This is a genomic window from Kitasatospora sp. NPDC048722, assembly GCF_040650235.1.
Classification (GTDB): Bacteria; Actinomycetota; Actinomycetes; order Streptomycetales; family Streptomycetaceae; genus Kitasatospora.
Genome location: NZ_JBEZGX010000053.1, coordinates 47,436 through 60,457, shown reverse-complemented (window position 1 = coordinate 60,457; position 13,022 = coordinate 47,436). Strand labels below are relative to the sequence as shown.

The 13,022-nt window shown below is 74.2% G+C and carries 6 protein-coding genes; 4 read left to right on the top strand and 2 right to left on the bottom strand.

The window, feature by feature from the left end; genetic code table 11:
• Positions 1–5,125 (top strand): type I polyketide synthase (locus AB0C76_RS31355; RefSeq protein ID WP_359972072.1); only part of this gene is annotated, 5,125 nt, incomplete at its 5' end.
• A gap of 52 nt (positions 5,126–5,177) precedes the next feature.
• Positions 5,178–8,354, top strand: coding sequence for a beta-ketoacyl synthase N-terminal-like domain-containing protein (locus AB0C76_RS31350; RefSeq protein ID WP_359972070.1), 3,177 nt, complete (start codon positions 5,178–5,180; stop codon positions 8,352–8,354).
• Positions 8,355–8,420: 66 nt separating this feature from the next.
• Here AB0C76_RS31350 and AB0C76_RS31345 read toward each other — a convergent pair whose 3' ends face one another.
• Together AB0C76_RS31345 and AB0C76_RS31340 are read right to left on the bottom strand one after the other, a co-directional pair.
• Complete coding sequence (locus AB0C76_RS31345; RefSeq protein ID WP_359972068.1) at positions 8,421–9,641, bottom strand: cytochrome P450; 1,221 nt, start codon at positions 9,639–9,641, stop codon at positions 8,421–8,423.
• A 102-nt stretch (positions 9,642–9,743) separates the two neighbouring features.
• Positions 9,744–10,418 carry a macro domain-containing protein gene (locus tag AB0C76_RS31340; RefSeq protein WP_359972066.1) on the bottom strand — a complete coding sequence of 225 codons (675 nt, stop codon included), beginning with the start codon at positions 10,416–10,418 and terminating at the stop codon, positions 9,744–9,746.
• Positions 10,419–10,598: 180 nt separating this feature from the next.
• Here AB0C76_RS31340 and AB0C76_RS31335 point away from each other — a divergent pair, with 180 nt between their 5' ends.
• Both AB0C76_RS31335 and AB0C76_RS31330 read left to right on the top strand, forming a co-directional pair.
• Entirely contained in the window at positions 10,599–12,212 is a 1,614-nt protein-coding gene (locus AB0C76_RS31335) for an ADP-ribosyltransferase domain-containing protein (protein ID WP_359972065.1), read from the top strand.
• Between the two features lie 72 nt (positions 12,213–12,284).
• Entirely contained in the window at positions 12,285–12,896 is a 612-nt protein-coding gene (locus AB0C76_RS31330) for a class F sortase (RefSeq protein WP_359972063.1), read from the top strand.
• Positions 12,897–13,022 lie beyond the last annotated feature (126 nt).

Here is a 13,022-nt window from a genome sequence, read left to right as displayed (position 1 = left end):
CAACACCGCATGGCCCGCACACGACCGCCCCCGCCGCGCCGCCGTCTCCTCCTTCGGCATCAGCGGCACCAACGCCCACGTCATCCTCGAACAGGACCGCATCGAGGACACCGGGCCGGTGGAGCCGGTCACGTCCGCCACCGGCCCGACCGTGTTCCTGCTCTCCGCCCACACCGAACAAGCCCTCCGGGAACAAGCCCGCCAACTCCACACCTACACCCACACCCACCCCGACACCGACCCCGCCGCCATCGCCCACACCCTCGCCACCGGCCGCGCCACCCACACCCACCGCGCCGCCATCACCACCACCCCCCACAACACCCGCGAAGAACTCCTCACCGCCCTCAACGCCCTCGCCACCAACACCCCCCACCCCCACCTCACCACCGCCACCGCCACCCCACCCGGCCGCACCGTCTTCGTCTTCCCCGGCCAAGGCCCCCAATGGGACGGCATGGCCCGCGAACTCCTCACCACCTCACCCGTCTTCACCCAACACCTCACCACCACCGCCAACGCCATCCAAACCCACACCGGCTGGAACCTCCTCGACGTCCTCAACGGCCACCCCGACGCACCCCCCACCGACCGCGTCGACGTCATCCAACCCGCCCTCTTCGCCATCAACACCAGCCTCGCCAAACTCTGGCAACACCACGGCATCCACCCCGACACCGTCATCGGCCACTCCCAAGGCGAAATAGCCGCCGCCTACATCGCCGGCGCCCTCACCCTCCACGACGCCACAAAAATCGTCACCCTCCGCGCCCAAACCCTCCGAACCCTCGCCGGCACCGGCGCCATGGCCTCCATCCCCCTCACCCCCGACCAAACCCAAACCCACCTCAACAACCACCCCGACCTCCACATCGCCGCCATCAACGGCCCCACCACCACCATCATCGCCGGCAACCCCCACACCCTCACCCAACTCGTCACCCACCTCAACAACCACAACATCCAAGCCCGCACCATCAACGTCGACTACGCCTCACACACACCCCACGTCCACCCCCTCCAACACACCCTCAACACCCTCCTCCACGACATCACCCCCCAACCCACCACCACCAACTTCTACTCCACCCTCACCAACACCTACCTCGACCCCACCCACCTCACCCCCGACTACTGGTACCAGAACCTCGCCAACCCCGTCCTCTTCCAACCCGCCATCCAAACCCTCCACAACGACGGCCACACCACCTACATCGAAATCAGCCCCCACCCCGTCCTCACCACCGCCATCCACGACACCACCACCCACACCAACCCCCACACCACCCCCACCATCACCGGCACCCTCCGCCGCAACGAAGGCACCCTCCACCGCTTCCACCAATCCCTCGCCCACCTCCACACCCACGGCCACACCATCACCTGGAACCCCACCACCACCCCCACCACCCACACCCCACCCCCCAACCTCCCCACCTACCCCTTCCAACACCAGCGCTACTGGCTGGAAGGCCCTGCGGCCCACAGCGATGCGGGGAGCCTCGGCCTCGACGCGGCCGACCACCCGTTCCTGACCGGTGCCACCACGCTCGCCACCGACGGCGCGCTGCTGCTCACCGGTCGCGTCTCCCACCAGTCCCACGGCTGGCTCGCCGACCACGCGGTGAGCGGCACCCCCCTGCTGCCCGCGACCGCGTTCCTCGAACTCGCCCTCCAGGCCGCCCAGCAGATCGGCGGCAACGGGGTGGAGGAGCTCACCCTGGAGGCGCCGCTGGTGCTGCCCGAGCGCGGTGGTGTGCGGCTGCAGGTGTCGGTGGAGGCGCCCGACGAAGACGGCCGGCGCGGTGTCAGCGTCCACTCCCGGCCCGACACGGCCGAGCCCGACGCGCCGTGGCTGCGACACGCCTCCGGCGTCCTGGCCCCCGAGGCGTCGGCCGGGACCGCGTCGACCGAGGGAGCGCCGGAGTGGCCGCCGCCCGGCGCGAGCCCGCTGGACGCCGACGGGCTCTACGAGGAACTCGCCGCGCTGGGCTACGAGTACGGTCCCGCGTTCCGCAACCTCACCGCCGCCTGGAAGGCCGGGGACAGCGTCCACGGCGAGGTGTCGCTCAGCCCCGAGCACCACGCCGAGGCCGCCCGCTTCGCGCTGCACCCCGCACTGCTCGACTCCGCCCTGCACACCATGGGGCTCGGCGACTTCCTCGGCACCGGTGTGCGGCTGCCGTTCAGCTGGTCCGGGGTCGCCCTGCACGCCGCCGGGGCCACCGCCCTCCGCGTGACCGTCACACCGGGGACCGGCGGCGAGGACACCGTCACGGTCTCCGTCTCCGACCCCACCGGCGCCCTCGTGGCGACGGCGGAGCGGCTCACCCTGCGACCGGTCGCGCCCGGCGGGCTGCGGTCCGCATCGTCCCGGGCCGGGGCCGACGGGCTCCACGTGCTCGAATGGACCGAGTTGCCGGAGCCCGGCCCGGCCGTGCCACCGCCGTACGAGCTCCTGGAGACCGAGACGGCGTCCGCCGCGGGCGAGCCCGTCCCGCACGCCGCCCGCGGCGCCGTGCTCGCGGTGCTCGCACGGCTCCGGCAGTGGCTTGCCGACCAGGAGCGGGACGAGGAGACCCGCCTGGTGGTCCTCACCCGCCGTGCGGTGCCAGCCGCCCCCGGCGACCCCGTCGACCTCACCGCCGCACCGCTGTGGGGCCTGGTGCGGTCCGCGGCCACCGAGCACCCCGAGCGGATCGTCCTGGTCGACAGCGACGGCGAACCCGCCTCCGAGCTGGTCCTGGCCGCCGCACTGGCCACCGGCGAGCCCCAGTTCGCCGTCCGGGACGGCCGGATCCTCGTGCCGAGGCTGGCCAGGACGGCACCGGAACCGGCGCTCGCCACCCCGGAGGACGGCTCCACCTGGCGCCTGGAGACCCCCGGCGGGTCGCCCGACGACCTGCACGCGGCCCCGTACCCGGCGGCCGGGGCCCCGCTCGGCGCCGGGGAGGTCCGGATCGCGGTCCGCGCGGCCGGGCTCAACTTCCGGGACGTGCTCACCTCGCTCGGCGTGGTCCCGGTCGGCGCACCGCTCGGCACCGAGGCCGCCGGGACGGTGCTGGCGGTCGGCCCCGGCGTCACCGGGCTGGCCGTCGGGGACCGGGTGTTCGGCCTGGTGCCGGGTGCGGTGGGACCGGTGGCCGTCGCCGACCGGCGGCTAGTCGCCCGGATGCCGGCCGACTGGTCCTTCGCCGCCGCCGCGGGCGTGCCCGCCGTCTTCACCACCGCCTACTACGGGCTCGTGGAACTGGCCCGGGTGCGGCCCGGCGAGCGGGTGCTGATCCACTCCGGAGCGGGCGGCGTCGGCCTGGCCGCCCTCCAGGTCGCCCGGCACCTCGGTGCCGAGGTGTTCGCCACGGCGAGCCCGGGCAAGTGGGGCGCACTGCGCGCCCTCGGCCTGGACGACGAGCACCTGGCGTCCTCCCGGAGCACCGCGTTCGAGCAGCGGGTGCTCACGACGACCGGCGGCCACGGTGTCGACGTCGTCCTCAACTCGCTGACCGGGGAGTTCATCGACGCCTCGCTGCGGCTGCTCGGCCCCGGCGGCCGGTTCGTCGAGATGGGCATCGCCGACCTGCGCGACCGGGCGGCCGTCACGGCGGCCCGGCCGGGGGTCGAGTACCAGCCCTTCGAACTGCTCGGCATGGACCCCGAGCGGGTCGGCGAGGTGCTGGCCCGCGTGCTCGACCTGTTCGAACAGGGGGCGCTGACGCCGCTGCCCGTCACCACGTGGGACGTTCGCCACGCACCTGCCGCGTTCCGCTACTTCGGGCAGGCCCGGCAGGTCGGGAAGGTCGTGCTCACACTGCCCGCGACCCCCGTCGGCGGGGGCACCGTCCTGGTCACCGGCGGCACCGGCACCCTGGGGGCGGCCCTGGCCCGTCACCTGGTGACCGAGCACGGTGTGCGGCACCTCCTGCTGACCGGCCGCCGCGGCCCCGACGCCCCCGGTGCCGACCGACTCGTCGCCGAACTCACCGCGCTGGGCGCACACGTGCGGATCGCCGCCTGCGACGCGGCCGACCGGGAGGCGCTCGCCCGGCTGCTCGACGGCATCGCCCCCGAACACCCGCTCACCGGTGTCGTCCACGCCGCCGGCATCCTGGACGACGGCGTCCTCGCGTCCCTGACCGACGAGAAGGTGGACGCGGTGCTGCGGCCCAAGGTGGACGCGGCCTGGAACCTGCACGAGCTGACCCGCCGTCTCGACCTGTCCTGGTTCGTGCTGTTCTCCTCCGCCTCCGGCCTGCTGGGCGGCGCCGGGCAGGCCAACTACGCGGCCGCGAACGTCTTCCTGGACGCCCTCGCCCGCGAGCGGCGCGCCGAGGGCCTGCCCGCGGTGTCCCTCGCCTGGGGCATGTGGGAGGACGCGAGCGGGATGACCGGGCACCTGGCCGCGGCGGACCTGGCCCGCATCGCCCGCGGCGGCCTGGTCCCGATGCCGCTGCCCGTCGGCCTGGCACTGTTCGACGCGGCGCTCGCGGACGGCCGGCCGTTCCTGGTCCCGGCGCCGCTGGACACCGCAGGGCTGCGCGCACGGGCCGGCAGCGGCGAACTCCCGGCGGTGCTGCGCTCGCTGGTGCGCGGCCAGGTCGTGCGACGGGCCGCCCAGGGCACCGCCGCGTCCGCCGCCACCCTCGCGGACCGACTGGCCGCGCTGCGCGGTCCCGAACGGGCGCAGGTGCTCCTGCGTCTCGTCCGCGAGCAGGTCGCGGCCGTGCTCGGCCACCTGAACCCGGACGACGTCGACGTCGACCGGGCCTTCAAGGAGGCCGGCTTCGACTCGCTGACCGCGGTCGAGCTGCGCAACCGGATCGGCACCGCCACCGGGCTGCGGCTGCCGACCACGCTGGTGTTCGACCACCCGACCCCGGCGGCGCTCGCCGGCCACCTGCTCGTGCTGCTCGCGCCGGACGACACCGCGGCCGAACTGGACCGGCTCCTGGCCTCGGTGAGCGTCGACAGCGGGGAGTTCCCGCGGCTGCGGGAGCGGCTGCGCGCCGCCCTGTGGCGGTGGGACGAACTGGCCGCCGGGCCCTCCGAGGAGCCGGAGGTCGACCTCGAAACGGCGACCGACGAGGAACTGTTCCGCGCGCTCGACGAGGAACTGGATGCGTCCTGACCCCGAGCGCGCCCCGACCAAGCCGACGCCAGGAGAAGAGAGAGCGACAGTGGTGAGCAACGAGGACCGGCTCCGCGACTACCTGAAGAGGGCCACGGCCGACCTGCGCCAGGCCAACAAGCGGATCCGGGAGCTGGAGGACCGGGAGCACGAGCCGATCGCCGTGGTGGGCATGGCCTGCCGCCTCCCCGGCGGCGCCGACTCCCCGGAGGCCCTGTGGCGGCTGGTCACGGAGGAGCGCGACGTCGTCTCCGGCTTCCCCGAGGACCGCGGCTGGGACCTGGCGTCGCTCTACGACCCGGACCCCGACCGGGCCGGCACGACGTACACCCGCGAGGGCGGGTTCCTCGACCGGGCCGGCGGGTTCGACGCCGCGTTCTTCGGCATGGGGCCGCGCGAGGCGGTGGCCGCGGACCCCCAGCACCGGCTGCTTCTGGAGGTGGCCTGGGAGACGTTCGAGCGGGCCGGCATCGCACCGGACTCGCTGCGCGGCAGCCGGACCGGCGTCTTCGCGGGTCTGGTCTCCCAGGCGTACGTCCCGCCGCCGGACCGGGTGCCCGCGGGGTACGAGGGCCACCTGATGACCGGCAACGCGACCAGCGTCGCCTCCGGCCGGGTCGCCTACCACCTGGGGCTCGAAGGACCCGCCGTCACCCTCGACACGGCCTGTTCGTCCTCGCTCGTCGCGATGCACCTCGCGGCGCAGTCGCTGCGGCGCGGCGAGAGCGACCTGGCGCTGGCCGGCGGCGTCACGGTGATGGCGACCCCGATGCTGCTGGTGGAGTTCAGCCGGCAGCGCGGCCTGTCCCCGGACGCCCGCTGCAAGGCGTTCGCCGCGGCGGCCGACGGCACCGGGTTCGCCGAGGGCGCCGGCCTGGTGCTGCTGGAGCGCCTCTCCGACGCCCGCCGCAACGGCCGCCGGATCCTGGCCCTGCTGCGCGGTTCCGCGGTCAACCAGGACGGCGCGAGCAACGGCCTGACCGCTCCCAACGGCCCCACCCAGGAGCGGGTGATCCACCAGGCGCTGGCCGACGCCCGACTGGCTCCCCAGCAGGTGGACGCCGTGGAGGCGCACGGCACCGGCACCCGCCTGGGGGACCCGATCGAGGCGCAGGCCCTGCTCGCCGCGTACGGGCAGGGCCGGCCGGAGGGCGAGCCGCTGCTGACGGGTTCACTCAAGTCGAACATCGGTCACACCCAGGCCGCCGCGGGCGTCGCGGGCGTCATCAAGATGGTGGAGGCCATGCGGCACGGTGTGCTGCCGCGCACCCTGCACGTCGACGAGCCGACCCCGCACGTCGACTGGTCGGCCGGCGCCGTCGAACTGCTCACCGAGGCCCTGCCGTGGCCCGACCGGGGCCGGCCGCGCCGCGCCGGGGTGTCCTCCTTCGGCATCAGCGGGACCAACGCGCACGTGATCCTCGAACAGGCTCCGGCAGACGCTGACCCGGACCAGGACCCGACGGCCGAGGACGCCCGCCCGGACGGCCCGGCCCCGCTCGCGCCCTGGACGCTGTCGGGGCGCACCGAATCGGCGCTGCGCGCCCAGGCCGCCCGGCTGCACGACCACCTGGCCGGGGCACCGGACACCGCCCCCGCTGAGGTGGGCCGCACCCTCGCGCTCGGCCGGACGGCGTTCAAGCACCGCGCGGTCGTCCTGCCCGGCTCCCCCGCGGAGCGGCTCGCCGCGCTGGCCGCGCTCGCGGCCGGCCGGCCGGCCCCCCACGCGGTGCGGGGAACGGCGGCCGAGCGCCTGCCCACCGCCTACGTGTTCACCGGCCAGGGAAGCCAACGGATCGGCATGGGCCGGGAACTGTACGAGAGCAGGCCGGTCTTCCGGGTGGCGCTCGACGAGGTGTGCGAGGCCTTTGGACCGCTGCTCGACCGTCCGGTGAAGTCGCTGCTCTTCGCGGCACCGGACAGTCCGGAGGCCGCGCTGCTCGACCGCACCGAGTACGCCCAGCCCGCCCTCTTCGCCCTGGAGACCGCCCTCTTCCGTCTCCTCGGCGACCTGCTGCCCGAGCCGGACCGGGTGGCCGGACACTCGCTCGGCGGTCTCACCGCGGTTCACGCGGCCGGGGCGCTGTCGACGGCCGACGCCGCCGCCCTGGTCGCCGCGCGCGGGCGGTTGATGCAGGAACTGCCGGCCGGTGGGCTGATGGCCGCCTGCGAGGCGTCCGAGGAGGAGGTGCTCGCCGTCCTCGCCGAGTACGACGGACGGGCCGACCTCGCGGCCGTCAACGGGCCAAGCTCGGCCGTGGTCTCCGGCGACGCGGACGCGGTGCGCGAGATCGTGGCCCGGTTCGGCGCCCAGGGCCGCAGGACCCGTCCGCTACGCGTCAGCCATGCCTTCCACTCGCACCACATGGACGGGGCGCTCGACCGGCTGCGCACGGTGGTGACGGGGCTCGACTTCCGCCCGCCCGCGATCCCGGTCGTCTCCGACCTGACGGGGCGGCCGGTCACCGTCGACGAACTGCGGCAGCCGGAGTACTGGGCCCGCCAGCTCCGCTCGCCGGTGCGTTTCGGCGCCGTGGTCGCCACGCTGCACGAGGCCGGGACCAGGGCGTTCGTGGAAGTCGGCCCGGACGCCGTGCTCACCCCCATGGTGGGGGCCTGCCTGCCGGACGCGGCTCCGGTGGTCACACCGGTCCTGCTGCCCGACCGGCCGGAGGAGGAGTCCCTGGTCTCCGCGGTGTCGCGGCTGCACGCCGCGGGCGGGTCGGTCCGCTGGGAGGCCTGGTACGGCGACCACCGCCCGGTGCCCGCCGAGTTGCCGACCTACCCGTTCGAGCACCGGAACTACTGGTGGACGGACGTCACCGTCCCGGCCGGTCCCACCGCGGCCTCCGGAGCGGTCTCGACGACGGCCGGGACGGCTATCTCCGGGGCAGCGGCCGAGCCGCGGCAGGAGGCCGGGGCAGCGGCCGACCGGTCCGACGGGACCGGCCAGACCGGCCAGACCGGCCAGACCGGCCAGACCGACGAGCTGTCGCTGCTGGACCTCGTCCGCGTCCACGCGGCCGAGGTGCTCGGCCACTCCGCCCCCGGAGAGATCGCGGCCGACGACAACTTCCTCGACATCGGCTTCTCGTCCTTCTCCGCCCTGGAGGTGCGCAACCGCCTCTGCGAGGCCACCGGACTGCTGCTGCCGGCGGTCCTGCTGTACGACCACCCGACACCCGCCGCCGTGGTCACCTTCCTGGAGGAGCAGCTCGCGTCGGCCTGACGCCAAGAGTGGTGGGGCCGGGCGCAGCGCCCGGCCCCACCACGGCCTTTCCGGTACCGCCCTCGACTACCAGGCGACGGGCAGCCGGTAGACCCCCTGCACGGAGCCGCCCGGCTTGACGGCCAGCGCCTCGACCGGCTCCGTCGGCCTCAGGCCCGGTATCCGGACCGCCAGTTCGTACAGCGCGATCTCCAGCTCGGCACGTGCCAGGTTCTGCCCGATGCACTGGTGGACGCCGTAGCCGAACGCCAGGTGGCGCCGGTCGGCCCGGCGGATGTCGAGGCGGTCGGGGTCAGGGAAGACCTCCGCGGACCGGTTGGCCGCCGCGTTCGGCAGGTAGACCCCCTCGCCCTCGCGGATGACGACGCCGCCGATCTCGATGTCCGCAGCCGCCACCCGCTGCAGCTCGTCCGCGACGGAGAGGAACCTGAGCAGTTCCTCGACCGCCCCCGCGGCGGCGCCCTCGTCGGCCCGGAGCAGGGCCAGCTGCTCCGGGTGCACCAGCAGCGTCAGGACACTGAGCGCGAGCATGTTCGCGGTCGTCTCGTGCCCGGCGACGAGCATGAACATCGCGATCGAGGTCAGTTCGGTCCGCCCCAGCTCACCGGTGGCGAGGCGGTCCGCGATCAGTTCGTCGAGCAGCCCCTCCCCCGGTCGCGCCTGCTTCACCGAGATCAGCTCGTCGAAGTAGGCCATCAGTGCGGCGCTCGCCGCGGCCGCCTCCTCCGCCGTGCTGCTGGCCAGCACCATGCGGCGGGTCTGCTCCTCGAAGAACTCGTGGTCGGCGTACGGGACACCGAGCAGCTCGCAGATGACGGTGGACGGCACCGGCAGCGCGAACTCCTGCACGAGGTCCGCCTGCGGCCGCTCCTTCGCCAGCATGGCGTCGATCCGCTCCCCGACGATCCGCCGGATCGCCGGGCGCAGGCCGTTCACCCGCTTCACGGTGAAACTGGGGATCAGCATGCGCCGCTGCACGTCGTGCTCCGGCGGGTCCATGCCCACCAGCGCCGTGAGCTTCGCCGCCGCCATCCTCGGTACGAGCACCGGGAAATCCGGGCGCGCCCGGTCGGAGGAGAGCCGCGGATCGATCAGCAGCCGCCGCGCCTCCTCGTACCCGGTGACCACCCAGGCCGTCCGCCCGTCGAACAGCCGGACCCGGGCCACCGGCCCGGCCTCCCTCAGCCGCCCGTAGCCGGCCGGCGGGTGGTACGGGCAGCCGCGCGTCATCGGGAAGTCCGGCAGCGTCTCCACGCCCGTCGCTGCGCCCGTCGTCTCACTGGTCATCTCGACCCCCAGAACCCTCGGGTCACGGCCGGCTCTCGGCCGAAGCCCCCGGATTCTCCGCCGCCGGGGTAAGGCGGTTCTGAAGCCGGAGGCCCGACGGTCTCAGCGGGTGCGGCGCCCGGCGGCCGCCGGCGGGGTGAGGCGGACGGGCCGGTCCGCCGGGGCGTTCTCCAGGTCGTCGAGCTGGGCGAGGACCGTGGTGCGCAGGTCGGCGTAGTCCTCGAAGTCGTGGTCGTGGAAGAGGGTGTGGCCCGTCCACATCAGGTTGGCGCACACCCGGGCGGGGACGCGGCCGGTCTGCGCGCCCATGCCGACCAGGGCCACGGAGCGGATGCTGCCCGGGGCCTTGCGGTTCTGCTGGTGGACCGCCTGGAACGCGGCGGCGCACGCGAGGGCGACGTTGAGCGTCTCGCTCACGTTCTGCGAGGACTCCTCCATCGTCGGGGCGGAGATCAGGAACTTCGGGTTGTCCGCCCCGGACGGCACGCACACCGCGGCGCCCACCGGGAGGTGACCGGCGAAGCCGGTGCGGATCGCGCGCTGGACGCGCAGTTGGATGCCGGCGCCGAGGTGGCGCTTGACGGCGGCGTCGGTGCCACCGTCCATCCGGCCGCGGGAGTTGGTGGGGCTGACCCAGGCGTCGACCCTCTCCTCCAGGATCGAGCCGGTGCGGATCTCGATCCCCGGGGTGTCGGCGAAGGCGGCCTGCCACGCGCGCACCACGGTCGTGTTGAGGTCGGTCAGTACCACCCTGAGCGGCGGCTGCGTGCGGTCCATGGGCGTGCTCCGATCGGGATCGCGTTCGTCATCGCGTTCTTGGTCGCGTTCTTCCAACGGTCACGAAGCTAGCGCGCCGCACCGACAACGCCGGCCGGCGCCGTTGTCGGTGGGTCCTCGTACTGTCGGCAGCGTCTTCCCGACGTCAGCACCGCGTGAGAACCAAGGAGTTGTGCCGCCATGAGCGAAGCCACCGCCCAGCCCGACCCGAACGACCCGCTCCTCCTCGCCGACCTGTTCAAGGGCGGCGGCGAGCCCTGGTTGCCACTGCTCAAGCCGGTCATCGAGGCGCAGCCGGACGCGGCCTCCTTCATCGGCCCGCACCGCGCCCCCGAGGTCGTGCCGGTCCGCGAGTTGACCTTCCAGGCGCTCAAGCCCAACGCGCCGCACAAGTGGAAGGTGGTGGTCTTCGGCCAGAACCCGTACCCGCGGCCGGAGAGCGCCACCGGCATCGCGATGTTCGACAACACCTTCCACGACTGGAAGGACAGCCAGTTCGGCCGGGTCGTCAGCATCCGCTGCATCATCAAGGCCGCGGCGATGTGGAAGTACGGCATTCCCAAGAAGACGCCGATCGCCGACGTGCGCGCCCTGCTGAAGGAGCGGGACACCGTCCAGCCGCCGGAGTGGTTCCAGGCGATGCTCACCCAGGGCGTGCTGCTGCTCAACGCGGCGCTGACCGCGAGCAGCGACGGCGTGACGGGCCCGGAGCGGCACACCGCTTTCTGGCGGCCGGTGGCGGAGCGGATCGTCGAGGAGATCCTCAGCGCGAAGCAGGACGCCGCCGAGGAGGACCGCGCCGTCGTCTTCGCGTGGTGGGGCGCGCACGCGCGCAGCCTGAAGCGGGTCGTGCAGCGGCTGGAGAAGAAGTACCCCGGTGTCGAGGTCCGGCACATCGACCACGCGAACCCGGCCGCGCAGGGCGACATCTTCTGCGACGGCGAGCACTTCGGCACGGTGAACGCCGCCCTCGCAGCGCTCGGCCTCGACGAGGTCGACTGGCTGCCGAGCAGGGGCTGGAACCAGCAGACGGCCGGCGGCGGCCAGGCGGACGACGGCGTCGCCGAGCGCATGGGCGCGTTCATCGCGTCGACGATGGAGCTGCACCAGCTGTACCTCGAACGCCTCGCGAGCGTGAAGGACGAGGGCCTCGAACTCCCGGCGATCACCGGGGTGTTCGACACCCCGCTGATGGACTTCCGGGACGCCGTCGGCCCGGTGGCCGAGCTGCTGCGCGGCCTGGGCGGGCACGTCGAGCGCTCGCACGAGTTCGGCAAGCGGCGGGCGGACGCCGACGCGGGCCGGGGGCTCTCCGCCGACGCGATCGCCGCGCTGTACCTCTACACGTGCGAGTCGGCGTTCTACCGCGAGATCAACGCCGTCCTGCGCTCCCCCGACCGGACGAGGATCGTGCCGTACCTCCCCTACCTGCGCCTGCTGTTCGCGGCGGTGTCCGGGCTGCCGGCGCGCACCGCGCCGCTGTGGCGCGGGGTGCCGCTGGACCTCCGCGCCCAGTACCCGCTCGGGCGGACGGTGACGTGGTGGGGCGTCTCCTCGTGCACGTCCGAACTGAGCGTGGCGCGGTCGTTCCTCGGCGGCCGCGGGAAGCGGACGCTCTTCGAGGTGGTTCCGGCCCGGGCGGTGGGCATCCGCGACTTCTCGTCCTTCACCGGTGAGGAGGAGTTCATCCTCCTGCCGGGCACGCAGCTCAAGGTGACGGAGGTGAAGGCCGAGCGCGGCGGCCTGTGCACGGTGCGGCTGACGGAGGTGGCGGAGGAGCCGCTGGTGTCCTGAGACGGAGCGAGCGCATCGCGGCCATGGGCGCGTCGCCGTGCGGCGGGGCGGTCGGCGCGGTTGTCTGTCCGGATGCGGATCACGAACCAGGGGCGACGGGTGGCCGGCCGGTGGGTGCTGCTGCTCGCCGTCGGCGGCGGGCTGGCGGCGTGCGGGCCCGCGACGGAAGCCACCGTGCGGGCCCCGGCGGCCGCGGACCGGACCGCCCCCGAGGGGCTCGGCCCGGCCGTGCCGACGCGGATCCGGATCCCCCGGATCGGCGTGGACGCGCCGGTCGCGGGGGTCGGGCTCGACGGCCGGGGGCGGCTTGAGCCGCCGTCCGGGACCGACCGGAACCTCGCCGGCTGGTACCACGGCGGCGTCTCCCCCGGTCAGATCGGCACGGCCGTCGTGCTCGGGCACGTCGACACCCGTCAGGGCCCCGCGGTGTTCCGGCGGCTGGGCGCGCTGCACCGGGGCGACCTGATCGACATCACCCGCGCGGACCGGCACACCGTCCGGTTCGCGGTCGACGCCGTCGAGGCCGACACGAAGGCCGGCTTCCCGGACGACCGCGCCCACGCCGCGGCGGCCGACGCGCGACTACGGCTGATCACGTGCGACGGCGACTCCGCCGATGCCCGCGGCGACGTCGGCGACGTCGGCAACGTCGTGGTCTACGCACACCTGGCGCAGACGGACTGACACCGCCGGGCGACGCCCCCCACCGGCCCGGCTCGCCCGGCTGGTCGACGAGGGCGCGCTCGTCCGCGAGCGCTACCGGGACACCCGCCGCGCGAGCACTGCCGCGCCACCGAGAAGAGCGCCGAC

What these genes read in the sequence shown, in the direction of transcription:
- AB0C76_RS31345 (WP_359972068.1), bottom strand. Translation starts at nt 9,641, where the DNA reads ATGACCAGTGAGACGACGGGCGCAGCGACGGGCGTGGAGACGCTGCCG.
- AB0C76_RS31340 (WP_359972066.1), bottom strand. Translation starts at nt 10,418, where the DNA reads ATGGACCGCACGCAGCCGCCGCTCAGGGTGGTACTGACCGACCTCAAC.
- AB0C76_RS31335 (WP_359972065.1), top strand. Translation starts at nt 10,599, where the DNA reads ATGAGCGAAGCCACCGCCCAGCCCGACCCGAACGACCCGCTCCTCCTC.
- AB0C76_RS31330 (WP_359972063.1), top strand. Translation starts at nt 12,285, where the DNA reads ATGCGGATCACGAACCAGGGGCGACGGGTGGCCGGCCGGTGGGTGCTG.